Consider the following 23209-nt stretch of genomic DNA (forward strand, 5'->3'; position numbering starts at 1 on the left):
GCCTGCGCGCCCGCCGGTGTCGCTTCGTGCCCCGATCGTGGCGAGGGTCGGGGCAACCCGCCACGCCGGGGTCCGAGCTCGCCCGCCGGGTGTGCTAGTGCAGGGCGCCCCGCCCGCGCGTCGCGCGCGGCTTGCGCTGGGCAGAGCGAGCCACCGTGTCCCAACCCCTCGTCATCAACGATGAGCTGACCGTCCCTGTCGCCCTCCTGAGCTGGAGCGCCGTGCGCGCGTCGGGCCCCGGCGGTCAGAACGTCAACAAGGTCGCCTCGAAGGTCGAGCTGCGCCTCGACTTCGCGGCGTGGCCGGAGCTCGCCGCGGACGCGAAGGCGCGGCTGCGCGCGATCGCCCGCGGGCGGCTCGACGCCGAGGGACGCCTGCTGATCGTGAGCCAGCTCACGCGCGACCAGCAGCGCAACCTGGACGACGCGCGCGAGAAGCTGCGCGCGCTGCTGCTGCGGGCGCTCGAGCCGCCGGTGCTGCGGAGGCCGACGCGGCCGACGCGGGCGTCGAAGGCGCGGCGGCTCGACGAGAAGCGGCGGACGGGCGAGAAGAAGCAGGTGCGCCGCGGCGGCCACGCCGAGTGACGCGGGGCGCGGAGGGGCCGCGAGCTCCCTCAGCGCTGGCGCCGGGAGCCCGCGACGACCTCGGACGCCGTCGCTGCGGTGGCCTCGCGCTTGAGCCATCGTCGCAGCTTGCGCACGTCGTCGCAGCCGGCGATCGCGCGCGCCACCCCGGCCGGTACGTCGATCCCGCGCGATCGCAGCACGGTGGTGATGGCCTGCTGCGCCATCCTGAGCTCACCGATCGCTGCGCCGCGGGCCTCCTCGATGGCCTCGCGGCGGGCCGCTCTGCGGGCCTCGCGTGCGGCGAGCGCCTCCACGAGCGCGGGCACACGCTTGTCCAGCAGCGCGCGGGCCACGGCGTCGTCCGAGGACGCGGCGTCGAAGAACGATTGAATCGGCAGGGGGCGCACGAGGCACGGGTCCTCGATGGCCGCGTTCTTCGGGAGGGGCTGCCAGCCGTCGGTCTCGCGCGACCACTCCAGCACCCGGCGCTGCTCCACCAGGATGCAGAACACCCGCCGCACGCCGCGCCGGATGAGCCGGCGCGCCTTGTCGGTCGGGACGGCGAGGGCCTGCTTCTCGCAGACCTCGAACGCCATCTCCTCCAGCCGCCGGCGGCCTCCGCGGTCGGGCTTCTGCGCGAAGATGCTGGCGTCGGGTGCGTGATCGCTGGCCTCGTCGGTCCGGGTGAGCATGTCGACGGCGCCGCGGTAGCCCTTCGCGACGTGCGCGCCGAGCACGTAGGTCAGATCGAAGTGCTGGGTTGCCTGCGGCGGCTCGGCCGGGGCGGCGAAGAGCTCGGCGCCGTCGAGGTACTCCACCCGCGTCTCGGGCGGGGCGAGCCGGTCGTCCACGTGCGGCAGGCGAGCGCGCGTTCTACGGCCCGAGGTCGACAGCGCGCGGATCGTGCGACCGGAGCCGTCGACGCCCGGGACGAGGGGGGCGCGATCGCGCTTGGGCATTGGCCGCAACATAGCGCGGCGAGCGCCCGGTAGCGATCGGTGCGCAGGCTGCGCGCGCGACGTCGCGCTTACGCCGGAGCGGGCCGGATCATTCGTGCGCCTTCAGGTAGCCCATCTCGTGAAGGCCCATCCACCCGACCTCCGGGTCCGTGCAGGCGCCCTCCCTGAGCTGCGCGACGAAGGCCTCGATCGGCTTCTCGATCACGTCGATGAACTCGGTCTCATCCAGCGATTGCGCCCCGCGACGCGCGCACTCCACGGCGAGGAACGCGTGGCGCTCGATCGTCGAGTAGGCGCACTCGAGCGGGCGGCCGAGCGGCAGGAGCCGCCCGGCGACATACCCCGTCTCCTCGAGCAGCTCGCGCGCGGCCGCCTCCTCCGGGGTCTCGCCCGGCTCGACGCCGCCGCCGGGGAGCTCGTCGAGGATCCGGTCCGGCCCCGGCCTGTACTGGCGCGCCAGGATCACGCGATTCTCCAGTGAAATCGGGAGGATGCAGACGACCCGCCCCTCCTTCTTGAGCGAGAACGTGCGCACCTGCCCGTCCGGAAGCTCGAAGGTGACGTCCTCGATCCTCCGCCACGGCGAGTGCTGGATCACGCGCCGCTCCAATGCCTTCCACCGCACGACCGCCATGAAGAACCACCTCCGAGCCCGGGCGCTCCGGAGCGTCCGCGGCGAGTCCGGAGGGGCATGGGTAACCCATGGCGAGCACGGCCAAAAGGCGCAACGGCGGGCAGCCCGAAAGGCGTGCGGCCCGGCGCCTCTCCGGGCCGCGGGGGGCGTCGCCCGGCGGGCGGCGACGCCCCGCGGCCCGAGCGATCAGCCGCCCCTCTCGCAGCTCTTGAGCCCGTCCATGCTCTCGGCGCCCACGATACACTTCATCTGCTTGACGTACTTGAGCCGTCCGAACTCGGGGGGTTGCATCCGCTTCACGCACGCGGCCTGATCCCACACCTTCTGTGCGCTGGCCCCTGTCTCCTTGGTCGCCAGCTCGCCCATGTGCTCACAGACCGCCTCCGGGGCGGGCGCGCGCAACCAGCCGGCCCAGAACACCACGGCCGCAACGACGACGAGGCCCACGAGGGCTCCGAGGATCTTCAACACCGTCTTCACGTGATCGTCTCTCTCTTTCGCGGCGACCGCACCCGGGTTCGCCGAATATTCAATGATATCCAGAATATCCTCAAAATCCAGATCCGTTCTGGACGATCTGTCGTGTTCCAGAGGTGGTTTGGCGTCGCGGTTGACGTCTCTGGCCCTCACTGTGTTGCGTGGTCTGCGACTGTTACCCACCTCCTCATCTCCCGTCGAACCGGCGCTCCTGCGTGAGCGCGGATGTGCGCGCAGGGCCTCGTGGGTACGCGCCGGCCTCGCCGGTACGCGCCGGCCTCGCGGGGCGGCGCCCCTGCCTCGCGGGGCAGCGCCCCTGCCTGTCCGGCGCCCGCCGCCCTGGCAACCGGCGTTGCGGGGTCGCGGCGCGCTCTCGTGAACACGAGCGCGAAATCGGATACGACGGTGGGCCGAGCGTCATGCGCCCCACCGGCTGCATCAAGGCCCTCCGGCTCTGCGTCCTCATCGCGTCGCGCGCGGGCGTCGACCCGCGCGAGGCCCTCGCCGTGGCCGAGGTCGATCCCGCCCTGCTCGAGGACCCCACCGCCCGCGTTCCGCACGACACGGTCGCCCGCGCGTGGACCCGCATCCCCGAGCTCGCGCGCGACCCCGCGTTCGGCCTGCACGCGGCCGAGCTGCTCGTCGGCCAGCTCTTCGATGTCGTCGATTTCGTCACCGCCCAGTGCGCCACGGTGCGGGAGGCGATCGGCTGCGTGCTGCGCTACCAGCGCCTCATCCACGACGCCCTGGACGTGCGCCTCACGGTGGACGGCGCGCGCGCCCGCATCTCGCAGCGTTTCGCCGGCGCAGTCGCGCCGCCCCAGCTATCGAGCTTCATCCTGGGCCTGTGGGTCCTGCGCGCGCGCGACCTCACCGGCGTGCCGTTCGCGCCGCACCGGGTCACCTTCGCCCACCCCGCCCCGGCCGATCGCGGCGAGTACGACCGCCTCCTCGGCGTGCCGCTCGTCTTCGGCGCGGACGAGAACGCTGTCCTGTTCGACGCCGCGTTCCTTGATACCCCCACGCAGCGCGCGGATCCGGCCCTCGGCGCCGTCCTCCGCCGGCACGCCGACGAGCTGCTCGCCCGCCTCCCGGCCGAGCCCAGCGTGCGCGGCGCGCTCGAGCGCCACCTCGTCGAGGCGCTGGGGCGCGGCGTCCCCGACGTCGCCGCCGCGGCGCGCGCCCTCGGCATGAGCGCGCGGACCTTGCAACGGAGGCTCGGCGACGAGGGCGAGAGCTACAAGAGCGTCCTCGACGAGGCGCGCCGCAAGCTCGCCGTGGCCCACATGCGCGAGCGCGGCCGCACCATCTCCGAGGTCGCGTTCCTCCTGGGCTTCTCCGAGGTGAGCGCCTTCTCGCGCGCCTTCCGCCGCTGGACCGGGCACAGCCCCGCCGCGTACCGCCGCTCCGCCTGACGAGCGCATCGACGGGCGCGAGCTGCTCGGGGTCGGTCAGGAGACGGGCCGGAGGGGGCGCTCTGCACGGGGAACGTCGGACACGGCGAACGTGCGCATGATCTCCAGGGTTATCATGCGGCCCCGCGCCCGCGGCGTGGCTCCTGGCCCACGCAGTGTCGAGTCTACGCGCGGCTCGCGTCGACCTCGCGCAGCCGCCCGGTGCGGACGTCGTAGATGAACCCGCGGACGGGGATGTCCTTTCGCACGAGCGGCGAGCTCCGGTAGATCGCGATGTCGTCGCGGACCGACGCGTCCAGGTCCGAGAACGGCAGGAACGACACGTGATCAGCGTCGGCGGAGAGGGTCTGCCTCAGCCGTCGACGGATGACCTCATCGGTGAACGTGAGCATCCCGCAGTCCGTGTGGTGGACGATGACCACCGCCTCCGTGCCGAGCAGGGTCTGGCTGATGGCGATGCTCCTCAGCGCCTCCACGACGCGCCCACCCGCGTTGCGGATGACGTGGGCGTCACCCTCTTCGAGCCCAAGCGCGCGCGCCGGGTCGAGGCGCGCGTCCATGCACGCGACGATCGCGACCTTGCGGCCCGGCGGCAGGGGCAAAGAACCCTTGGTGAACGCGGCCGCGTAGGCCTCGTTGGCGTGGAGCAGCTCGTCGATGACGCTCATGCATCCATTGTCCACGACCCGGGGGGGATCGTGTCAAGCAGAACGTCCGTTATAGCGGATGTCGGCGCACGCGAGGCGCAGGCGGACAGAAAGCTCCGCGGTCAGGAACGGGACTGGAGGATTCGCGCCGCTCGCTACCTCACCCCGGGCTGCGGGTATCCTTTCGGCGACCGTCGGGGGAACGTCGTGCTGACCGTGGCCTGACGGCGCGCCCGGTCAACTCATTGGCGCCGCCGGTCAAGGACGGGACGCGCGTTCGTCCTCATTCTTGCTGGCATGACCTACATCATTCCGAGCCAGGAGCAGGCGCGCGCGGGACTGCGCGCCATCAAGGTCGTCCTCACCTCGGCCGGCCCCCTCGACGGGCCTCGCCGCGCCGCCATCGCCGCCGTGCAGCGGCACCTCCTCCACACGGAACTCGACGTCGACGCGCTCGCCCCGATCGCGCCCGAGGAGCTCGCGCGCGCGGTCAGGGACCCCGCGCTCCGCGAGCAGCTCGTCAACGGCCTGTGCGCCATGACGCTGTGCGGCGAGCGCATCGACGAGCGCGAGCTGATCGAGGTCGAGCGCTTTGCCGTGGCGCTGGGGGCCCGCCCCGACGCGGTCCGCCAGATCCATCGCCTCCACGAGCGGCGGCTGCTGCTCCTGCGCATCGACATCGCCCGCAACGCGCTGCTCGGCAAGAGCGTGCGGCGCATGCTGGACGAGGGCGGTGTTTACGGCCTTGCCAGGAACCTCGCGAGCTTCGCCGGACTCGCGGAGAACGAGCCCGTCGCCGCGCGCTATCGCTCCCTCGAGGGGTACAGGGAGGGCACCCTCGGCAAGGCGCTCTTCACCTTCTATCGAGCGAACGGCTTCGCTTTCCCCGGCGAGAAGCGCGGCGTGCCCGAGGGCGTGCTCACCCACGATCTCAGCCACATCCTCGCGGGCTACGGCACGGACCTGCGCGGCGAGGCGATGACGATCGCCTTTCAGGCCGGGTATCGCCGCGAGAACCCGTTCGGCATCCTCGTGTTCCTGCTCGTCCAGCTCCAGCAAGGGGTCCAGCTCACGGTGCTCGCGCCCGCGCAGCAGGGGATGCTCGCGACGCCGGGGCTCGCCGACGACATCGTGCGATCGTTCGTTCGAGGCACGAGGATGAACATCGACCTGATGGACGACTGGGACTTCTGGTCGGTCATGACGGTGGATGTCGACGAGCTGCGCCACCGTTACGGCGTGCTCCCCCTGGCGGCCGCGGCCTGACCCGCCTTATCCGCCAAAGCCCCCGGCCGCCGTCTTCGAGAACGACGCGCCGCCCTGGCTGGCGCGCACCGCCGACTGGGAGAACAGCGCGAACGCCTTGCGGATGTCGGCCGCGTCGCTCTTCGGCGTCAGGATCCAGCGGTCCTCGATCCCCATGTCGCGGAAGACGGCCTGGAAATCGGTGTTCCCGTCGTGGATGCCGATCGCCGCCACGATGTGGGACTCGGCCCGCCGCATGTCGCGGACGAGCGCGCACACGTCCTTCGCCTTGGCCCACGTCGAGCCCGCGTCGGCGCCGTCGGAGATGATCAGCGTGACCGTGCGCGCCGGGACGCCGCTCAGCGCGAACTCCTGCGCCTTCGCGATCACCGTGCCGAGGAGCACCACCGTCTGGTCGTAGAGCGGCGTGCCGAGCTGGGGATCGTAGTTCTTCGTGTCCATCTTCACCGCCTGTCCGATCGGGCAATACGGATACAGCACCGTCCCGTTCAGATAACGATTGTGCGCCAGGATGGAGTCGCGCTGCCTGGAGTCGGCGAGGGCGCTCACCACGAGGTTGTGCCCGTCCCGCACCGCCCGGGCGTTGCCGGCGAACTTGATGGATCCCGAGTCGTCGGGCATCACCGTGACCAGCACCACCTCTGACGACGCGACGTCGTCCACCTGCACGCCGAAGCCTGCCTGGATCTGGGCGCCGATGTCGGTGATGTGCAGCGCCTGCATCGCCTCGGGCGAGAGCGCGCCCTCGTCCCGCGCCGCCTCGAAGAGCTGCTCGATGTCGAGCGAGCCACCGCGATCCGGCCTGTTCCCGTCGTCCTTGCTCATGTTCATCGAAACCTCCACGGTCACACGTTTCAAGCGCGCGAAATCAGGGGCGGCCGGCGCTGGTCGCGCGTTCGCCGGCGCTCTTCCATGGCTCGATGAGAGGAAGAGAAGAGATTTGAACCACAGAGGCACAGAGGGCACAGAGGGGAGAAGGAGAGAAGGTATTTATCTCTATCTATCTCTTCTCTTTGTCTCTCTCTCTCTCTCTCTCTCTCTCTATCTCTCTCTCTCTCTCTCTTCCTCTGTGCCCTCTGTGCCTCTGTGGTTCAAATTTTCTTTTCTCTTCTTCACCTCACCGAGCCTGCCAGCACCGCGCTAGACGAGCCACCGTGCGATGGGGTCGGTGCTCTTCACCAGGTTCATCCCGGCCGCGGCGAAGCGGCTCAGCGCCTTGTCCGCCTCGGCGGTGAAGTCGGCGAGGAAGCCGCCCTTGCCGTCGGGCACCGTGACCGGCGACATGCAGTCGGTCATGACGTAGATCTTCTTCGCGAGCGCGCGATCGGTCAGCGCGATCTCCGTCAGGATGTCCTCGATCGAGCTGCGCACGCAGTGGCTCGCCGCCTGGCCGGCGATGATCACCGCGTCCGCGTGGAGCAGCGTCTTCAGGAAGAGCGTGCTCCGCTGCGCCAGCGGCTGGCCGTCGTGCCGCGTGAGCACCTCGGGCTGCATCACCGAATAGTTCTCGGTGAGCGGGTTGCCGCCCTTGACCTCCACCCACGACTGCACCCCGCGCGCGAACGCGTGGAACATCCGCGCCTCGTGCACGACCCCCGCGAGCGCGTGCCCGTCGCTGCCGAGGATGCAGTGCGGCGGCCACAGGTAGAGCTTGTACTTGCCCGCCTTCTCGAGCTCCTCGCAGTAGTACCGGACCTGCTTCATGAGCCACGGATAGCTGCCGCCGCAGAGCCACCGCGCCACGGCCGGGTTCGGGCGCACCTCGCCCGCGTCGATCTGCGCCGTCGTGATCTCGCGGTGCGCCGAGAGCGGCCGGTCCTCGCGATCCACCCAGAAGGCCGGGAAGAAGATCTGGTATGCAAAGTGGGTGTCCATCGTGACCGTGACGTTCGTGATCGACCCGAGGTTCCTGTAGATGAACTCCGCGACGCGGCGGCTGTCGTCGACAGCGCCCGTGCCGCTCCTGCCCGCGACGTAGAGCGAGCCCTGCGGGAAGCAGAAATCCTTCTGCACGTCGATGAGCAGGAGGTGGACGTTCTGCGCGTCGGCGGCCGAGGGCTTCACGCCGTGCGCCTTCCGCCACCCGGCGGCCGCGCCGTGGAGCGCCTCCTCGTTCGGGTGATAACCCCACCGCTCGGCGTTCTTCGGATCATAGAAGGCGGGCAGCGGGAGCTCTGTCGTTTTCATTGTCTCTCTCCTCTCGAACGGCCCGCGCGTGCGGGCCTGAAGAACAGCCGTGGATTCACGAGATGCGAAGCAACGTGATCGCCTGCGCGTCGACGACGAACAGCCCCTCGGGGCCGACGAGCAGCCGGGAAGCCTGGGTGACGAACGGCTCGGTGCCGGGGAACTGCCGCGCCTCGACGAGCGCTCCCCCCCGGACCTCGACGCGGACGACGCCGCTGTCGGTCGCCGAGAGCAGGAACCCCGACGCCGCGCACTTGCCGGTGAGCGCCCCGAGCCACGAGCCGCCCCCCGCGTCGCCGTCGGCGGCGGCCTCGACCTCGCCGTCCTCGCGCACGACAACGCACCGGTGCACCGTGCGCCCGGCCTGCTCGGCGGCGAGGAATAGCCACGCGCGCGCGCGGTCCGAGGGGCCGCGCGAGCGCCCGCCGGCGCCTCCCCCGGTGCCCGCGTCGAACACGCACGTGGCCGCGGTGAGCTTGCCGCCGGGAAAAGGCAGCTTGACCGTGTCCTTGAGGCCAGGCCGCTCGGCGTCGAAGACGAACGCGATCGAGACGCTCCCGGCGCGGTAGAAGCCGAGCCCGAACCGGGGGCCGACCCAGAACATCGTCTGCCCCTCGAGGACATCGCCCACCGCGACGGAGCCCGCCTCGCCCGAGAGCGCGGCCGCGCCCGGCCTGCCGCTGCGCAGGAGCTGGCCGCCGCGCGCCCAGTAGCGGGCCCGCGCGTTGACGGCGAAGATCGGCCTCGTCCCGAGGCAATCCACCTGGATCCGCTCCGGCGCGGCGCCCGGCGAGAGCACCACGAGCTCGCCGCCGCGGCCGATCAGCGTCGCCTCGCCCTGCACAGCGAAGCGCATCGCCGGGTGGGGCGCGCCGGACAGGACGACCGACCCGTCCTCCCGCAAGAAGCGCCCGCCCTCGTGCAGCAGGGCAGAGAGCCCGCCGGCGCCGACGGACGCGGCAAGGATCACCCCGCGCGTGCTCAGGATCCGCGTCGCGAGCACCTCGCCGTGCACCACGGTGGACGACCTCACGGCGGCCGGCGCGGCGGAAGCGCAGGTCGGGCAGGCGGCGCGCGCGTGCTCGACGCCGCACGAAGGGCACCTCGTCCAGGCGAGCGCGTCGAGCAGCCGGCGCGGGAACACGCCGCGCTCGTCCTTGACGAAGACGCGGTACAGCGCGTCGAGCAGGTCGTCGGGCAGGACGCGGTACGGGATCGCCGGCTTCGGATACCGCACCTCGCTGTCGAACACGGTGATGCGGCGGAGCGGCCTCGCGCTCTCGGGCACCCGCGCCGCCGCGGACCGCGGCCGGAAGACGCCGCCATACGGCCCGACGCAGAGCAGGCTCTGCATGACCATGACGGCGAACGCGTACCAGTCCGAGCCGCGCGCGTAGGGCCGCGCCAGCACCGGGCGGGGGAGGGAAGGGTCGCAGAGCAGCGGATCGACGAAGCGCTCGGTGAACACCTGACAGAGGAACGGGCCGAACTGGAAGCTGTCGGCGTCGATGACGAACGCCTCGCCGCCGGCGACAAGCACGTTGAGATCGTTGAAGTCGCCGATCACCACGCCCCTGTCGTGGATCGCCGCGACCGTGCGGTGGAGCCGCGCGAGCACCCCGGAGACGGCGGCCGCCGAGAGCCCGCCGTGGCGCATCGACGGCTCGCCGTAGCGCAGGAGCGGCTCCGCGCCGCGCACGAGGCGCATGGCGTAACCCACGATGCGCTTCTTCGACCTGTCGGTCGCGAGCTCGGCGGGCGCGATCACCTGGTCGGGGAGCGCCGCCGGGAACGCGCGCAGCTTGTCCTGGTGGCGCTCGATGCGGGCCTCGGCGGCGCGCTGCTCGGCGTCCTGACCGGCGTAGTCCGGGTGATCGGGCGTCTTCCAGACCTTGAGCGCGCGGCCGTTGCCGAGGTCGAACACGTCCGCCTCTCCGCCCTTGCCGATCGAGGCCCGAGGATCGAGCTTTATCCGCTTCGCACCGAGATATGCGTCCACCTTCGCCTCCTTCGGGCGCAAGAAAATGCCGCGCTGTCCTTCGCCGAGCCGCGCGCGGCGCGCGTCAATCGCGCTGCCGCCGGGATCTCCGCACCACCACCAGCGTCGTGTCGTCGCGGAGCAGCCCGCCCTCGCGCTCCATGCGCTCTTCCTTCCACATGGGCCGCGCCACCGGTCGATTGATGAGCGCGAGCCGCCGCCTCACCGCGTCGGGGTTCCGGAAATACCGATCGTCCTCCCAGAACCTCGACAGCGGGCCGACCTCGCCGCCGCCGCCCGGGATCTGCCGCGCTGACGACTCCAGCAGATCGACGGCGCCGTCGGTCCCGAGCAGGGCAGCCCGGAGCGCGCTCGCCGGGAACGCGCGGTGCACGGTGAAGCGCGGCGCCTCGCCGCCGGGCGGGCGATCGAGCAGGCCATAGCCGAGGTACGGGGGCTCGTTCCCCGGGAAGGGGCCGAGCCGCAGGAGGTCGTCGCCGAGCGCGATGAGGCCGTCGCCGAGGGAGAAAACGCACGCCCTGTCGCCGGAGATCGCGAGGCCGACCACGGTGAACAGGAAGAAGGTCGACACGACCTCGGCGAGGCGCCCGCCCATGCCGCCGGCCACCGCCCGGAGCGGCGCGAGCGCGCCGCGCCGCACCTCTTCCCACGTCTCCGGCGACTCGATGTCTCCGCCGCGCCCGAGCGCGCCGAGCACCTGCTCGGTCACGATCCTCGCCCCGAGCGCCGCGCCCACCTCGCTGCGCGCGCCGCTGCCGCAGCCGTCGCACACAACCGCGGCAAGGCAGCCGCCCTCGGTCCGGAAGGCATAGGCGTCCTGGTTGGGCCGCCCCGCCGCGAGGTGGTCGGTCCCTGTCACCGTGCCGCCGGCGACCTCGAAGGCCGCGCCGCCACCCATGTCAGCCAAGAAAGCGACCTCGCGAGGCATGGAGTTCCCTTCTGCGCCCGCGCGCGGTGAGCGCCCGGCCGTTCGTGTAACCTACACACCAAGCTTAGTGTCGGTTGTACACTTGTCAACCCGGCCGGAGTCGGGCCGGCCGCCCTCGCCGGGCCAGCCAGGCCACGCGGCGCGGGCGCAGGTCGAAGGGATGTGGCGCCCGGGGGCCGCCGGGCCGCGGCGGACGCCTAGATTTCGAAGCTGAAGCCGTCCTTCTCGAGCCGCTCGTACTTCCGCCGGTCGAACCGGTAGAGCCGCGCCGCGCGGTGGGCGACGTCCTGCTCCACCTCGTCGAGCTCGACGAGCAGCCCGGTGGCGAGCGCCTTCTTGCGGAAGTTGCGCTTGTCGAGCGGGCGCTCGAGGATCGCCTCGTAGAGCCGCTGGAGCTGCGACAGCGTGAACTTCGGCGGGAGGAGCTCGAACCCGATCGGCCGGTACCGCACCTTGCCCTTGAGCCGCTCCAGCGCGGCCGCGAGGATCTCGTCGTGATCGAAGGCGAGCGCCGGCGTGTCGTCCACCGCGAACCACGCAGCCTCGCGGGCGTCGGTCGCCGCCTTGACCCGGTGATCCCCGAGCTTGACCAGCGCGTAGTACGCGACCGAGACGACGCGCTCGCGCGGGTCGCGCCCGAGGGCGCCGAACGTGTAGAGCTGCTCCAGGAACACCCCCGAGAGCCCCGTCTCCTCGGCGAGCTCCCGCCGCGCGGCGTCGTCCAGCGCCTCGTCGACGCGCACGAAGCCGCCCGGGAGCGCCCACCTGCCGCGGAACGGCTCGAGCTCCCGCCGGATGAGCAGGACCTTGAGGTCCCCGTCGTCGAGGCCGAACACGACGCAATCCACCGTCAGCGCCGGCCGCGGGTGCTCGTACGAGACAGACATGCGATCCTCCATCGGTGTATCTTGTACACGAAGATCGGTGTCGGTTGTACACCTGACGGATCCGCGGCGCGCGGTGACGGACGGGCGCCTGGGGTGCTGGTCGTGCGCGCGTCGACGAGCCAGGCGGGCTCAGGCTCGCTCCGCGAGGCGGCGCGATGTTTCACGCCGCGCGCTCGCGAAAGGGTCCGCGGAGATCGGCAAACTCTCGACGCGCAGCGCGCGCTCGCGGTAGAAGATCTCCATGACGGGCGCTGGCGAGCAGACGGCGGGCGACGAGATCCAGAATGAGCCCGCGGAGGAGCCCGGAGAGGCGGAGCTGCTGCTCCGCGCCGTCCTCGATCACCTCCCGATCAGCGTGGCCAGGTACGACCGCGGGGGCGTCTTCACCTTCCAGGACGGAAAGGGGCTCGGGGCCGCCGGCATGGAGCCGGGGCAGCTCGTCGGCGCGAACGTGCTCGAGCTCTATGCGGAGCACGACGAGGCCGTGGAGGGCCTGCGGCGGGGGTTCGCGGGAGAACCCTCGCACCGGGTCTACGAGGCGCACGGCGTCGTCTTCGAGACATGGCACATCCCGGTGCGCGACCAGCGCGGGCAGCCCGATGGGCTCATCACCGTCACCCTGGACGCCACCGAGGCGAGGCTGCGAGAGCAGGAGCTCCAGATAAAGATCGATATGATCGAGAAGCAGCAGCGGGTCATCCGCGACCTGTCGACGCCGATCATCGAGGTATGGGACAAGGTGCTGACGCTGCCGATGGTGGGGGTGGTGGACAGCCTGCGGATCTCCGAGGTGATGGACAACCTGCTCAACGCGATCGTGAACAAGGACGCGCGGTTCGCGATCCTCGATCTCACGGGGGTGGACGCGGTGGACACGGGGACGGCCGGGTACCTGATCGAGATGATCAACGCGATCCGTCTGCTGGGGGCGGAGGGGATCATCACGGGGATCCGGTCGAACGTGGCGCAGACGATGGTCGCGCTGGGGCTCGACCTGTCCGGCGTGACGACGGTGGGCAACCTGCGCGCGGGCCTGAAGCTCTGCATGCGGCGCATGGCCGCGGCGGGCGAGGGCGGCGGCGGCGCGCCGGCGGCGAAATAAGCGCTCGTAGCGGTCCTCTGGCGAGCACGGGAGCCGCGGAGGAGGCGAGTGCGTTGCTCGCGCAGGGAGCGCGAGGCGAGATCAACGATGCGGTGCGAACTTTCCTCCGGCGGTTCACGAAACGATCCGGCGGAGGTCGACAGACCTCGACGAGCGGCACGCGCGCGGGGTAGAAGGCTTCCATGACGGGGGGCGGTACGTCGATGTCGATGACGGGTGCGGAGATCGAGAATGAGCCCGAGGCGAAGCTCGGAGAAGCAGAGCTGCTCCTCCGGGCCCTCCTCGACAACCTGCCGGTCGCGGTGTGCAGGTACGATCGCGAGGGCATCTTCAGGTTCCACGATGGCAAGGGGCTGGAGGTCTCCGGCATCAAGCCGGGGGAGCACCTCGGCAAGAGCGTCCACGAGCTCTACGCGGGCGTGCCGGAGGCCTTGGAGGCCATCCAGCAGGCGCTCGCGGGGGAGGCGTCGCACACGGTCACCGAGGCGCACGGCCTCACCTGGGAGACATGGTTCGTCCCCGTGCGCTACGACGGGGAGCCCGGCGCTGTCAGCATCACCATGGATGCCACCGCGGCGAGGCTGCGAGAGCAAGAGCTCCGGAACAAGCTGGAGCTGATCGAGAAGCAGCAGCGGGTCATCCGCGACCTGTCGACGCCGATCATCGAGGTATGGGACAAGGTGCTGACGCTGCCGATGGTGGGGGTGGTGGACAGCCTGCGGATCTCCGAGGTGATGGACAACCTGCTCAACGCGGTCGTGAACAAGGACGCTCGGTTCGCGATCCTCGATCTCACCGGCGTGGACGCTGTCGACACGCGGACGGCCGGGTACCTGATCGAGATGATCAACGCGATCCGTCTGCTGGGGGCGGAGGGGATCATCACGGGGATCCGGTCGAACGTGGCGCAGACGATGATCGCGCTGGGGCTCGACCTGTCCGGCGTGACGACGGTGGGCAACCTGCGCGCCGGCCTGAAGCTCTGCATGCGGCGCATGGCCGCGGCGGGCGAGGGCGGCGGCGTCGCGCCGGCGGCGAAATAGGCGATCGCACAGCTCCTCTGCCAGGGGCGGAGACCCGAGGGGCCGAGGCGTCGGGAGATGGCGAGTGTGCCGCCTGCCGCGGGGAGGCGCCAGACGGGCTCAGCCATGCTGTGGGGTATTATCCTCAGTGGGCTCACGAGATCTCCCGGCGGAGGGCGTCGAGCCCTCGACGAGCAGCACGCGCGCGCGGTAGAAGGCTTCCATGATGGGGGCAGGGAAGCCGTCGACGGGCGCGGAGATCGAGAATGAGCCCGAGGCGAAGCTCGGAGAGGCAGAGCTGCTCCTCCGGGCCCTCCTCGACAACCTGCCGGTCGCGGTGTGCAGGTACGATCGCGAGGGCATCTTCAGGTTCCACGACGGCAAGGGGCTGGAGGTCTCCGGCATCAAGCCGGGGGAGCACCTTGGCAAGAGCGTCCACGAGCTCTACGCGGGCGTGCCGGAGGCGGTGCAGGCCGTTCGGCAGGCGATCGAGGGGGAGGCGTCGCACACGGTCACCGAGGCGCACGGCGTCACCTGGGAGACATGGGTCATCCCCGTGCGCCACGGCGGGGAGCCCGGCGCTGTCAGCGTCACCCTGGACGCCACCGCGGCGAGGCTGCGAGAGCAGGAGCTCCGGAACAAGCTGGAGCTGATCGAGAAGCAGCAGCGGGTCATCCGCGACCTGTCGACGCCGATCATCGAGGTATGGGACAAGGTGCTGACGCTGCCGATGGTGGGGGTGGTGGACAGCCTGCGGATCTCCGAGGTGATGGACAACCTGCTCAACGCGGTCGTGAACAAGGACGCTCGGTTCGCGATCCTCGATCTCACCGGCGTGGACGCTGTCGACACGCGGACGGCCGGGTACCTGATCGAGATGATCAACGCGATCCGTCTGCTGGGGGCGGAGGGGATCATCACGGGGATCCGGTCGAACGTGGCGCAGACGATGGTCGCGCTGGGGCTCGACCTGTCCGGCGTGACGACGGTGGGCAACCTGCGCGCGGGCCTGAAGCTCTGCATGCGGCGCATGGCCGCGGCGGGCGAGGGCGGCGGCGCGCCGGCGGCGAAATAGGCGGTCGTACGGCCGCGGATCAGCGGTGGATCACGAGGCGGGTCGACGGGTCCTTGCGCGTGACCTGGACGGCGTACCACCCCTCGGGTACGGCCGGCTCGGTCCAGTGGAATAGCCACTTCGCGTCCACCGGCGAGAGGTTCACGCACCCACCGCTCTGCCCGTCGCCCCAGTTGTTGTGCCAGTACGCGGCGTGCAGGAGGTACTTGCTGAAGAAGTGCTGGCTCCACGGCACCTCCGCCTCGATCCAGTCGTCGGCGTCGACGTGGGGCGTGATCAGCGTCTTCGTGACCCACTTGCGGTTGATGCTGTACTGGCCGAGCGGGGTCGTCGAGGGCGGCACGAACGGCTCGGCCTCCTCGGTCCTCTCCGGATCCTCGGCCCCGTTGCGCCCGGCCGAGATCAGCGTCGCGAAGACGGGCCGGTCGCCCTCGTAGGCGATGAGCCAGCCCTCGAGCGCGGCGATCTCGATCCACGTGCTCCTCGGCCCCTCAGCCACCGCCTCGGGCGCGCCGCCGCCGAGCTGGATGGGACGCCCCCACGGGTTCCGCGATTTCCGCGGCTTCACGACCACCGCGTCGCGATCGAGCACCCAGTGCCCGTCGTCGCGGGTCTCGAGGTAGGTGCGCTTGCCGACCTGCCTCGATTTGCCCGTCAGCCCGACCCTGTCGAGGCGCTCCCACACGGCGTCCGTCTTCTCGAGCTGGTTCTCCTCGGTGAGGCGGTACTTGGGGCGCGGCTTGCGACGGAAGAACGCGATGGGGAGGCGCACCTCGGAGGTGAGGTGCACGCCCTGGAAGGTGGCGGCCTCGTACGGCTTGACCTTGTCCTTCGGCACGAACGTGAGATCGGACGCCCAGAGCCACGTCGCCCCGCCAGCCTCGACCTCCCTCGTCCACGCGACCGACGACCGCGGGCGGACCTGCATGTGCCGCTTGTCGTGCATCCCCGAGGGCCACTCCGGGGTCTCGATGCCCTCCACCTTGAAGAGGCGCTTGAGCCCGAGCGACTCGCCGTAGCGGTACGGCAACGGCTGATCCGCGAGCGGGGCGTGGGCGGCCAGCGTCTGGAGCATGGGATCGGCCGCGTCGAGCGTGGCGCGCTCGCCGTCGACGCAGACGTAGCCGCGCGGCTCGACGGCGTAGAACGCCGGGCAGTCGCCCGCGCCCCGGAGGGGCTCGGCGCTCTTCAGCCGGACCGAGCTGCCGATCGTGAGCTGGCCGATCCACTGGGACTTCGGCCGCGGGGCCGCCCGGATCATCACCTCGCGGCTCTTCGAGTACACGCGGGCGGCCGCCGCCGGCGCCGCCGGCTCCCCTGCGGCCACGGCGGGCACGGCGGCGGCGGCCGGAGCCGCCGGCGAGGGCGCCCGAGCGACAGCCGGCGCGACGGCGCCGGCCGGGCGCGCGCCCTCCGGCTCCGCGACCGCCACGCCGGCGCTCCCCGCCGGGCCGGCGCTCGATCCGGCGTCGCGTCGCGACGGCGTGCACCCGACGAGCCACAGGACGCCGAGGGCAGCGGTACACAGGCGGCCGGACATAGGCGCGTCACCCTAGCACGTTCAGCGTGTCTGGCGGAATGACCTGCAAAGCTGGAACCGGGCGTCGGGGCGCGTGCGGGCGCGAGCCGGGCACGACAGGGCTGCGACGACCGGCGCCCCGGGATTTCGATCGCCGAGGGTGTCACGCTCGGCCCTGCTCGCGCCTAGAGCCGAGGAAGGCAGGCGACGACAGCCGGCCGGACCGGAACAAGAGAAGAAAAGGAGAACGCCCATGCGTCGTTGGCTCAAGGTGACCCTGATCGCAGCCGTCCTCGGAATCCCCACGGCGGCCTACGCGGGTACGCAGCTCGCGGGCGGCTGTCCGTGCGCGGATTGCCCCTGCCCGGACTGCCCCTGCGGCTGAGGACCATCGCCGTTGGAACCGCGCGCGCGATCGCTGCTCAACGCGTCGATGAGACGCCTGGCTGACGGCGATCGCGCGGCGTTCGATCCCGTCTATACGGCCCTGTGGCCGGCGATCAGCGCGTTTTGCCGCCGCATGCTCGGGGGCGAGGCGGACGCCGAGGACGCGGCGCAGCTGGCGTGCCTCAAGGTCTTCGACCGCGCCAGCTCGTTCGATCCCGAGGCGGACGCGCTCACCTGGGCGCTCGCGATCGCGGCGTGGGAGTGCCGCACGGCGCGGCGGCGGCGGTCGCGGTCCAGGGAAGCGCCGGACGAGCTCTTCCCGTCGATCGCGGCCGACGCGCCCACGCCCGAGGACGCGGCGATCGCCCGCGATCTCGACGACGCGGCGCGCGAGGTGCTCGGCACGCTGGCCGAGGCGGATCGCGAGACGCTGCGGGCGACCGTGCTGGAGGGCGATCGCGACCCCTCGCTGTCGGGCGCGGCGTTCCGCAAGCGTCGCGAGCGCGCATTTGCCCGCCTCCGGGAGGCGTGGAGGAGGATCTATGGAACCTGAGGCGCTCGTGGGCCTGAAGGAGAGGGCCTATCGCGCGTACGAGCGCGGGAAGGCGCGACAGGCCGCCTGGGCGGCGTCCCCGACGATCGCGATCGCGCTCGTGGCGGCGCTGATGAGCGACCGTCCGCTCACCACCGCGATCATCGGCGCGGTGCTCTACGTCGCGGCGGCGCTGCTCTCCTGGCGAGGGCGGCAGCTCGGGCGGGGCGTGCTCCCGGGCGTCGCGGCGGGGCTCGTGCCGTTCGCGGCGGCGCACGCGGCGCGCGTCTACGGTCACCTGTGCACGCCGGAAGGGTGCGTGTCGATCTGCGTCCCCGCGTGCCTGGCGGGCGGCGTCGCCGCGGGCGTGCTGCTCGCGCGCGCGCTGCGCCGGTCCGAGCGGCTCGGGGCCTCGTGGGCGTCGGCGTGCGGCGTCGCCGCCCTGACGGGCGCGCTCGGCTGCGCCTGCGTCGGCTTCGGCGGCGTGGTCGCGCTCGCGGCCGGGCTGCTCGCCGGCACCGCGCCGCTCGCGCTCCGCCCCGCGCGCGGCGGCGCGTGACGTCGCCGTCTCCGATCACGGCTCGATGCGGCACCTCGCGCTGCACCCGTCGCCGCCCGTCGTGTTGCCGTCGTCGCACGTCTCGAGCCCCCCGACGTCGCCGTCGCCGCACTCGACAGCGGGATCGATCAACGTGCGGCGCAGCTTCAGGTCGTCGCGCAGGGCGTTCACGTTCGCGGTGAACTCGCTCAGGTCCGCCCGGGTCGCCTCGCCCGCGCTGGCGTTGCCGATCACCCGCGCCGCCTGATCGACGACAGCGAGCAAGGCGGCCTCGTCCCAGGCCTCGCTCGCGAGGCGGGCGAGCTCCGCGCGGAAGCGCTCGTCGAGCGCCGGGATCGCGCGGATCCGGCCCGGGAGCACGGCGACGGGCGCCGTCTCGGTGTCGAACCACGGGTCTTCCAGGATTCGATCCATCCCGTGGGGCATGAACACGAAGCGCCCGTCGATCGGGTTCTCGTAAAGATAGTAGTTGTTCGCCCTGTACGCGTAGCCGTCCCAGTGGCCCATCAGCGCCTCGAGGGCGTAGGTCGTGATGTACCGATCCAGGTCGAGGTGCCGGCTCGCCTGCGCGGCGAGCTGCTCGTCCGGCGCGCCCCGGATGACGTCGGCGAGCGCGCTGAGCTCGGCCGCGCCGTCGTCGTCCCCCCCGTCGAGCTCCACGGCGTCGATGTCCTCGACGAAGTCGCCGCAGCACGGGCCCTCGTAGAGCGCGCCCTCGTCGTTCACCTCGCCGAAATGGCGCCTCAGGAACCGCTTGTCGATCGCCTCGGTGACGACGTAGATCCCCTTGTCGACGCCGTTCAGCGTCACCACCGCGTGCACGCTGCGCGCCGAGGGCAACCCGGCGCGGGCGTGCAGCTCCTCGCCGACCTGCTCGCGCATGAACGTCGGGTCCTGCTTGGCGTTGTTCAGCAGGAGCTTCTTGAGCCCGTGCAGGTCCGCCTTCTCGTCGAACTCGTCGAACTTGAGGCTGAAGCTCGGCTTCTTCGAGAGCTCCACGAGCGCGTTGCCCTTCTGCCGGATGCCGGCGCCGGTGACGACCTCGCCGTCGTAGGTCACGGTGCACGGCACGCGCTCGTCGAGGTCCGTCGCGAGCTGGTTCAGGTGCGCGTCGTCGACAGCGATCTCGACCCTGTGGAGCACCGACCGGTCGAACACCACCGCGGATTTGGCCCCCTCGTCGACCGGACAGCCGCTCTGGCTCGCCACGACGAGGGGAAGGGAGAGGAGGGGGAGAGCGCCACGGTTTCTCATGCTTCCCGGCTTACCAGGCGGCCTCTGTCGGCGCCACGCGCGGAGGGACGCCTGCGTCAGGGCGTCAGGGCGTCAGGGCGAAGCAGTAGATCCCGCCGTAGCCGCCGCCGGATCCCACGCCGGTCGCGCCCTGCGCCGGTCCCCCCGCGTCCACGAGGTTGACGCTCGGCGAGCACCCCGCCGCGTCGTGGGCCGATATCCAGTGGGCCATGTTGAAGTCGCCCCCGCCGCCGCCGAAGTTCCTCGGCCACGAGTGGCCGAGGCGCGGCTTCCCGGAGCTCCTGTCGCCTGACGCGCTCGTCCAGTCGTTGCACGTCGCCGTCGGGCCGGACAGCCGGCCTTGCTGGTTGCTCCCGGTCATGGTGTCGTGGTTGTCGACCTTGGGCTGGCTCGGATCGGGCTGCTGGTTCGGGACGCCGTCCTCGTTCGGCAGATCATCGCCGATCGCCTCGTCCGCCCCGCTGGGACGCTCGCCGATCAGCTCGTCCTTGTTGCTGGCGACCAGCCGCCCGAGCCTGTCGTACCAGGGCCCCTCGCCGATCCGGTCGATCGCGTCGACCTGCTTGCCGTCCTCTCCTGCCGCGGCGCTCAGGAACGCGCGCCACGTCTTGCTCCCCGCGCCCGGCATGCTCTTCTCGGCGATCGTCGCGCAGATCTTGTCCGCACCGCGGAGACCGGCGCCCTGGCCCGTCTCGCCGAAGCGGAGATCGCCCCCGAAGCCGTCCTGGGAGCCCGACAGCTCCCGCATGGCCGCGAGGCTGGTCACGAAGAAGCTGAACGGCTCCGTCGTCCCGCCGCCGGTGGAGCTGCTGCTGGCTGTCGCGGAGCCGCCGCCGGAGGTCGCGGAGCCGCCGCTTGTCGCGGAGCCGCCGCTTGTCGCGGAGCCGCCGCTTGTCGCGGAGCCGCCGCTTGTCGCGGAGCCGCCGCTTGTCGCGGAGCCGCCGCCGGTGGTCGCGGCGCCGCCGGAGCTCGACGACGCGCCGGTCGCGCCGTCGCTCGAGGCGCCCAACTCCCCGCTGGAGCAGCCGAGCACGGGCGAGAACAGCGCGATGGTGAGAGGGAGCCACAGGGAGCGATAAGCGAAGGTCATGGTGTCGGTTTCCTTGTCGTGATCAAGCCAGGTTGTTCGTCGCGCCGTGTCCGGCGAGGCTCATTGGCAGGTGAGATCCCTCTGGTGGGCCTGCCCCTCTCTACACTGCGAGCTAGTGTATCATCATTCCCGGCGTACCAGGCGACCTCCGTCGGCGCCACGGGGGCTGTCGAGCGTGATCTGGAACGCCTGACCGGGGGCGAGCGCCACCGGCGTGTCGAACGCGATCGTGACAACGCGGCCCCATGCGGACACCTTCGGCGTCGGCCAGCAGTGCAGCGGGAGCGCGGAGACGAGCGGGCCCACCGCCACGATCGTGCCCGGGATCGGGTCGCCGAGCTGGCCGCGGACGCGGAGCTCGGCGGTGTCCCCTTCGCGCAGGCCGAGCGAGGCGCGCTCGGGGACGCAGGCGACAGCGCGCGCGCCCGCGCCCGCGCTCACGGGCTGCTGCAGGCGCTCGCCGGACGGGGCGACAGCGAAGCCGAAGACCCGCCCGCTCGGGCTGATGTCCAAGTGGAGCCACAGGGCGGCCCCGAGCGTGAGCGCCAGGACGATCGCGGGGCCGGCATGCTGGAGCGCGAGCGCCGCGCGCAGTCGCCTCACGGCGCCCCGGCGGCCGCCCCGCGGCCGGGGTAGGGGCGCGCTTGCTTGATGTAGAGCGTCGGCGGCTCGCCCGGGCTCGCGTCGTCGTCGTACTTGAACTCCACATCCATCGCATACCAGCCGTTGTTGCCCGACGCGGGCCCGTACGCGGGGGAGAACCGCTCATGGATGGCGTCGAGCGCCACGCCGAGCTGATGGATCTGCGCCGCCGAGAGGACCGTCTGGCCCTCCGGCATGAGGCTCGAGTGGGTGAGGTACGTGACAGGCTGGTTCGGCTGGTTGAAGAAATAGAGGAACTCGTCGTTCGTCACGCCGGCGGGCGGGGCCACGACCTCCACGTCGCCGCCCGTCTGCACGTTGGCGTAGAAGGCGGGCTGGATCCCGGTGGGGTCGAACGGGTTGTTGGTCAGGGCCACGCCGTTCGCCTCCTCGTCGGGGAAGTTGTGGTGCACGAGCAAGGCCATCCCGATGGTCCTGTGATCGATGCCGTAATAGGTGCGCTCATCGAAGGTCCGGAGCTTCCAGGCGCTCGCGTACGTCTTGCGGATGGCGTCGAGGACGTCCTCCCAGTCGGTCGGATCGCCGGTGTTCGAGTCGTAGCAGCCGGCGCACGGGAACCCGTCGAGATCCTCGCTGTTCGTGCTGGTGCGGAAGCGTATCGGGTGCCCGGCATACTCCGCCTCGATCTTCGCCTTGAGGAGCTCCTGGAGCTCGGCGTCGACGGGCGCGCTCTTCATGGCGTCGCGGAGCGTCTTCAGCCCCTTGTCGCGGACCGCCGGGTCGGTGTTGAACTGCGGATCGGCGAGCAGCGCCTCGATCTGCTCGTAGAAGCCGTTCTGCTTCATGAACAGGTCGTAGTAGTAGACCGGGATCGAGAACGCCTTCTGGATCGGGACCTCGGGGATCCTCGCCAGGATGGAGTAGTGGGCCGACTTGCCGCCGAAGGCGAGGACGGCCTTCTTGATCGCGTCCCGGAGCGGCTCGCCGTCCGGCGGATCGGGGGTCACCTCCTCGATGTCGCGCAGATCGGTGACCGTCAGATCCAGCTCGGGGAGCGTGACGGGCTCGGGCTTGTGCGCCTCCCAGAACGCCTCGGCCTCCGCCTCGGTGACCTCGCGGACGCTCCAGGACGACGGCCCCGCGGTGAGCTCGACCAGCTTGTCCTTCAGCGCGAGCAGCTCCGGGAGGTTCATCGCGTTGCGCAGCCCCATGTTGGGCGTGCGCCGGTTCTGGGAGAGCACGTTCACGTGCGAGAGCGGCGTCTGGAACTCCTCGGTGATGATCCCCTGGACGACCGAGATGTCGTTGGGCGCCTCGTCGAGGACAACGATGTCCTGGTGGGAGAGGTACTCGTCGGCGAGATCCGCCACCTTCGCGAAGTGGAGCCGCCCCATCGCCGTGCCGAGCGAGAGCGGCTGGTAGTCGATCCCGGCGTAGAGATCGCCGGTGCTGACAACGGGGATGTCGGAGGGGAGCTTCTGCGCCTCGACCGCCACGGCCTCCGACGTGGGGTGGAAGGCGAGCTTCGATCCGAAGAACGAGGCCCCCTGCACCGCCTTGAACAGGGTGGTGATCATGTCCGCAGACGCGGTGTCGTAGGGCGAGAGCTCGAGCGCCCACACGTCCGGGCCCTGGTAATGCGTCACCGCGCCGAGGACGAAGCGGCGATCCGGCGTGAAGTACTCGGTCGCGTTGAACTCGGAGAGGGGGGGGACGTACGGCAGCGCGTCGCCGGAGAGGTGCGATGACACGAAGTCGTAGTGGATCTGGTAAAGCACGCTGTTCTGGAAATACAGCGCGTCTTGATCGGCGCGATCCAGGACCACCTTGACCGAGCGCGCGCCGGGCAGGCTGGCGTCGACGGGCGCCGACGCGAGCGCCTCGAAGTCCGCTGTGCACCCCACGCGCTTCAGGAACTCCGTCGACCCGTCCTCGCTCGCACCTTGGCAGACCTCTTCGATTGCGCCGAGATCGTCGGACGAGCCGCCGCACGCGCCCGGCAGCGCCGCTGCGAGCAGGGCGAGCGCGAGGATGGACGTGATGCGATTGCGTTGAACCATGAATCCTCCTGAGACAAGCAAGCTGATCGAGGGGGGGACGC

Annotated in this window: 24 protein-coding genes; 10 read left to right on the forward strand and 14 right to left on the reverse strand. The window is 71.2% G+C overall.

Going from position 1 to position 23209, the window contains the following annotated elements:
* Positions 1–155: 155 nt before the first annotated feature.
* A complete protein-coding gene (arfB, locus tag WMF42_RS10755) occupies positions 156–584 on the forward strand; it encodes an alternative ribosome rescue aminoacyl-tRNA hydrolase ArfB (protein ID WP_437691828.1) in 429 nt (142 codons plus the stop codon).
* A gap of 29 nt (positions 585–613) precedes the next feature.
* Here the strand turns inward: arfB and WMF42_RS10760 are convergent, their stop codons facing one another.
* From WMF42_RS10760 to WMF42_RS10770, 3 genes are all read right to left on the reverse strand, one after another.
* Positions 614–1525 carry a Uma2 family endonuclease gene (locus tag WMF42_RS10760; protein WP_437691829.1) on the reverse strand — a complete coding sequence of 304 codons (912 nt, stop codon included), beginning with the start codon at positions 1523–1525 and terminating at the stop codon, positions 614–616.
* An 88-nt stretch (positions 1526–1613) separates the two neighbouring features.
* Positions 1614–2159 carry an NUDIX hydrolase gene (locus tag WMF42_RS10765; protein WP_437691830.1) on the reverse strand — a complete coding sequence of 182 codons (546 nt, stop codon included), beginning with the start codon at positions 2157–2159 and terminating at the stop codon, positions 1614–1616.
* Between the two features lie 186 nt (positions 2160–2345).
* Positions 2346–2789 (reverse strand): hypothetical protein, encoded by a 444-nt coding sequence (locus WMF42_RS10770; protein WP_437691831.1) that lies wholly within the window; start codon positions 2787–2789, stop codon positions 2346–2348.
* Positions 2790–3055: 266 nt separating this feature from the next.
* Here WMF42_RS10770 and WMF42_RS10775 point away from each other — a divergent pair, with 266 nt between their 5' ends.
* Complete coding sequence (locus WMF42_RS10775; RefSeq protein ID WP_437691832.1) at positions 3056–4051, forward strand: AraC family transcriptional regulator; 996 nt, start codon at positions 3056–3058, stop codon at positions 4049–4051.
* A gap of 164 nt (positions 4052–4215) precedes the next feature.
* On the opposite strand, the gene WMF42_RS10780 is transcribed toward WMF42_RS10775, so the two are convergent.
* Positions 4216–4719, reverse strand: a complete 504-nt coding sequence (locus WMF42_RS10780; protein ID WP_061609397.1) for a beta-class carbonic anhydrase — start codon at positions 4717–4719, stop codon at positions 4216–4218.
* Between the two features lie 276 nt (positions 4720–4995).
* On the opposite strand from WMF42_RS10780, the gene WMF42_RS10785 reads away from it, so the two are divergent.
* A complete protein-coding gene (locus WMF42_RS10785) occupies positions 4996–5964 on the forward strand; it encodes a hypothetical protein (RefSeq protein ID WP_437691833.1) in 969 nt (322 codons plus the stop codon).
* Between the two features lie 6 nt (positions 5965–5970).
* On the opposite strand, the gene WMF42_RS10790 is transcribed toward WMF42_RS10785, so the two are convergent.
* From WMF42_RS10790 to WMF42_RS10810, 5 genes are all read right to left on the reverse strand, one after another.
* Positions 5971–6795: a hypothetical protein gene (locus WMF42_RS10790; protein WP_437691834.1), complete on the reverse strand. Its 825-nt coding sequence runs from the start codon at positions 6793–6795 to the stop codon at positions 5971–5973.
* Positions 6796–7104: 309 nt separating this feature from the next.
* The gene (locus WMF42_RS10795; protein WP_437691835.1) at positions 7105–8151 is read right to left on the reverse strand and encodes a nicotinamidase; all 1047 of its coding nucleotides are present in this window, start codon (positions 8149–8151) and stop codon (positions 7105–7107) included.
* 55 nt (positions 8152–8206) lie between these two features.
* On the reverse strand, positions 8207–10150 hold the full coding sequence (locus tag WMF42_RS10800; RefSeq protein WP_437691836.1) for a hypothetical protein: 1944 nt from the start codon (positions 10148–10150) through the stop codon (positions 8207–8209).
* 64 nt (positions 10151–10214) lie between these two features.
* Entirely contained in the window at positions 10215–11048 is an 834-nt protein-coding gene (locus WMF42_RS10805) for a protein phosphatase 2C domain-containing protein (protein WP_437694248.1), read from the reverse strand.
* 227 nt (positions 11049–11275) lie between these two features.
* A complete protein-coding gene (locus tag WMF42_RS10810) occupies positions 11276–11965 on the reverse strand; it encodes an NUDIX hydrolase (RefSeq protein ID WP_434046732.1) in 690 nt (229 codons plus the stop codon).
* 241 nt (positions 11966–12206) lie between these two features.
* Here WMF42_RS10810 and WMF42_RS10815 point away from each other — a divergent pair, with 241 nt between their 5' ends.
* The 3 genes from WMF42_RS10815 (at position 12207) to WMF42_RS10825 (ending at position 15164) form a co-directional block, all read left to right on the forward strand.
* Positions 12207–13067 (forward strand): STAS domain-containing protein, encoded by an 861-nt coding sequence (locus WMF42_RS10815; protein ID WP_437691837.1) that lies wholly within the window; start codon positions 12207–12209, stop codon positions 13065–13067.
* Between the two features lie 182 nt (positions 13068–13249).
* A complete protein-coding gene (locus tag WMF42_RS10820; protein ID WP_437691838.1) occupies positions 13250–14110 on the forward strand; it encodes an STAS domain-containing protein in 861 nt (286 codons plus the stop codon).
* Positions 14111–14312: 202 nt separating this feature from the next.
* Positions 14313–15164 (forward strand): STAS domain-containing protein, encoded by an 852-nt coding sequence (locus WMF42_RS10825; protein WP_437691839.1) that lies wholly within the window; start codon positions 14313–14315, stop codon positions 15162–15164.
* A 19-nt stretch (positions 15165–15183) separates the two neighbouring features.
* Here the strand turns inward: WMF42_RS10825 and WMF42_RS10830 are convergent, their stop codons facing one another.
* The gene (locus WMF42_RS10830) at positions 15184–16704 is read right to left on the reverse strand and encodes a L,D-transpeptidase (RefSeq protein WP_437691840.1); all 1521 of its coding nucleotides are present in this window, start codon (positions 16702–16704) and stop codon (positions 15184–15186) included.
* 232 nt (positions 16705–16936) lie between these two features.
* Here WMF42_RS10830 and WMF42_RS10835 point away from each other — a divergent pair, with 232 nt between their 5' ends.
* Genes WMF42_RS10835 through WMF42_RS10845 form a run of 3 tightly spaced genes read left to right on the forward strand, consistent with a single transcriptional unit; the run spans position 16937 to position 18161 of the window.
* Positions 16937–17068, forward strand: coding sequence for a hypothetical protein (locus tag WMF42_RS10835; protein WP_267888043.1), 132 nt, complete (start codon positions 16937–16939; stop codon positions 17066–17068).
* A gap of 48 nt (positions 17069–17116) precedes the next feature.
* Positions 17117–17623 carry an RNA polymerase sigma factor gene (locus tag WMF42_RS10840; protein WP_437691841.1) on the forward strand — a complete coding sequence of 169 codons (507 nt, stop codon included), beginning with the start codon at positions 17117–17119 and terminating at the stop codon, positions 17621–17623.
* Positions 17613–18161 (forward strand): hypothetical protein, encoded by a 549-nt coding sequence (locus tag WMF42_RS10845; protein WP_437691842.1) that lies wholly within the window; start codon positions 17613–17615, stop codon positions 18159–18161. The genes WMF42_RS10840 and WMF42_RS10845 overlap by 11 nt, the downstream gene beginning before the upstream one ends.
* Before the next feature lie 15 nt (positions 18162–18176).
* On the opposite strand, the gene WMF42_RS10850 is transcribed toward WMF42_RS10845, so the two are convergent.
* Positions 18177–19415 carry a CotH kinase family protein gene (locus WMF42_RS10850; protein ID WP_437691843.1) on the reverse strand — a complete coding sequence of 413 codons (1239 nt, stop codon included), beginning with the start codon at positions 19413–19415 and terminating at the stop codon, positions 18177–18179.
* A 64-nt stretch (positions 19416–19479) separates the two neighbouring features.
* The gene (locus tag WMF42_RS10855; protein WP_437691844.1) at positions 19480–20163 is read right to left on the reverse strand and encodes a hypothetical protein; all 684 of its coding nucleotides are present in this window, start codon (positions 20161–20163) and stop codon (positions 19480–19482) included.
* On the opposite strand from WMF42_RS10855, the gene WMF42_RS10860 reads away from it, so the two are divergent.
* The gene (locus WMF42_RS10860) at positions 20162–20494 is read left to right on the forward strand and encodes a hypothetical protein (RefSeq protein ID WP_437691845.1); all 333 of its coding nucleotides are present in this window, start codon (positions 20162–20164) and stop codon (positions 20492–20494) included. The two genes, WMF42_RS10855 and WMF42_RS10860, sit on opposite strands and share 2 nt — an antisense overlap.
* Before the next feature lie 134 nt (positions 20495–20628).
* Here the strand turns inward: WMF42_RS10860 and WMF42_RS10865 are convergent, their stop codons facing one another.
* Positions 20629–21108, reverse strand: coding sequence for a hypothetical protein (locus WMF42_RS10865; RefSeq protein ID WP_434046742.1), 480 nt, complete (start codon positions 21106–21108; stop codon positions 20629–20631).
* The gene (locus tag WMF42_RS10870; RefSeq protein WP_061605596.1) at positions 21105–23168 is read right to left on the reverse strand and encodes a PEP/pyruvate-binding domain-containing protein; all 2064 of its coding nucleotides are present in this window, start codon (positions 23166–23168) and stop codon (positions 21105–21107) included. The genes WMF42_RS10865 and WMF42_RS10870 overlap by 4 nt, the downstream gene beginning before the upstream one ends.
* Positions 23169–23209: the final 41 nt, after the last annotated feature.

Origin of the sequence: Sorangium sp. So ce176 (genome assembly GCF_051519835.1) — a bacterium.
Lineage (GTDB): Bacteria > Myxococcota_A > Polyangia > Polyangiales > Polyangiaceae > Sorangium > Sorangium cellulosum_G.

Excerpts from the sequence above, each read along its gene's own strand:
- WMF42_RS10760 (WP_437691829.1), bottom strand. The coding sequence starts at position 1,525 with ATGCCCAAGCGCGATCGCGCCCCCCTCGTCCCGGGCGTCGACGGCTCC.
- WMF42_RS10765 (WP_437691830.1), bottom strand. The coding sequence starts at position 2,159 with ATGGCGGTCGTGCGGTGGAAGGCATTGGAGCGGCGCGTGATCCAGCAC.
- WMF42_RS10775 (WP_437691832.1), top strand. The coding sequence starts at position 3,056 with ATGCGCCCCACCGGCTGCATCAAGGCCCTCCGGCTCTGCGTCCTCATC.
- WMF42_RS10780 (WP_061609397.1), bottom strand. The coding sequence starts at position 4,719 with ATGAGCGTCATCGACGAGCTGCTCCACGCCAACGAGGCCTACGCGGCC.
- WMF42_RS10785 (WP_437691833.1), top strand. The coding sequence starts at position 4,996 with ATGACCTACATCATTCCGAGCCAGGAGCAGGCGCGCGCGGGACTGCGC.
- WMF42_RS10790 (WP_437691834.1), bottom strand. The coding sequence starts at position 6,795 with ATGAACATGAGCAAGGACGACGGGAACAGGCCGGATCGCGGTGGCTCG.
- WMF42_RS10795 (WP_437691835.1), bottom strand. The coding sequence starts at position 8,151 with ATGAAAACGACAGAGCTCCCGCTGCCCGCCTTCTATGATCCGAAGAAC.
- WMF42_RS10805 (WP_437694248.1), bottom strand. The coding sequence starts at position 11,048 with ATGGGTGGCGGCGCGGCCTTCGAGGTCGCCGGCGGCACGGTGACAGGG.
- WMF42_RS10810 (WP_434046732.1), bottom strand. The coding sequence starts at position 11,965 with ATGTCTGTCTCGTACGAGCACCCGCGGCCGGCGCTGACGGTGGATTGC.
- WMF42_RS10815 (WP_437691837.1), top strand. The coding sequence starts at position 12,207 with ATGACGGGCGCTGGCGAGCAGACGGCGGGCGACGAGATCCAGAATGAG.
- WMF42_RS10820 (WP_437691838.1), top strand. The coding sequence starts at position 13,250 with ATGACGGGGGGCGGTACGTCGATGTCGATGACGGGTGCGGAGATCGAG.
- WMF42_RS10825 (WP_437691839.1), top strand. The coding sequence starts at position 14,313 with ATGATGGGGGCAGGGAAGCCGTCGACGGGCGCGGAGATCGAGAATGAG.
- WMF42_RS10830 (WP_437691840.1), bottom strand. The coding sequence starts at position 16,704 with ATGTCCGGCCGCCTGTGTACCGCTGCCCTCGGCGTCCTGTGGCTCGTC.
- WMF42_RS10835 (WP_267888043.1), top strand. The coding sequence starts at position 16,937 with ATGCGTCGTTGGCTCAAGGTGACCCTGATCGCAGCCGTCCTCGGAATC.
- WMF42_RS10840 (WP_437691841.1), top strand. The coding sequence starts at position 17,117 with ATGAGACGCCTGGCTGACGGCGATCGCGCGGCGTTCGATCCCGTCTAT.
- WMF42_RS10845 (WP_437691842.1), top strand. The coding sequence starts at position 17,613 with ATGGAACCTGAGGCGCTCGTGGGCCTGAAGGAGAGGGCCTATCGCGCG.
- WMF42_RS10850 (WP_437691843.1), bottom strand. The coding sequence starts at position 19,415 with ATGAGAAACCGTGGCGCTCTCCCCCTCCTCTCCCTTCCCCTCGTCGTG.
- WMF42_RS10860 (WP_437691845.1), top strand. The coding sequence starts at position 20,162 with ATGGCCGCGAGGCTGGTCACGAAGAAGCTGAACGGCTCCGTCGTCCCG.
- WMF42_RS10855 (WP_437691844.1), bottom strand. The coding sequence starts at position 20,163 with ATGCGGGAGCTGTCGGGCTCCCAGGACGGCTTCGGGGGCGATCTCCGC.
- WMF42_RS10870 (WP_061605596.1), bottom strand. The coding sequence starts at position 23,168 with ATGGTTCAACGCAATCGCATCACGTCCATCCTCGCGCTCGCCCTGCTC.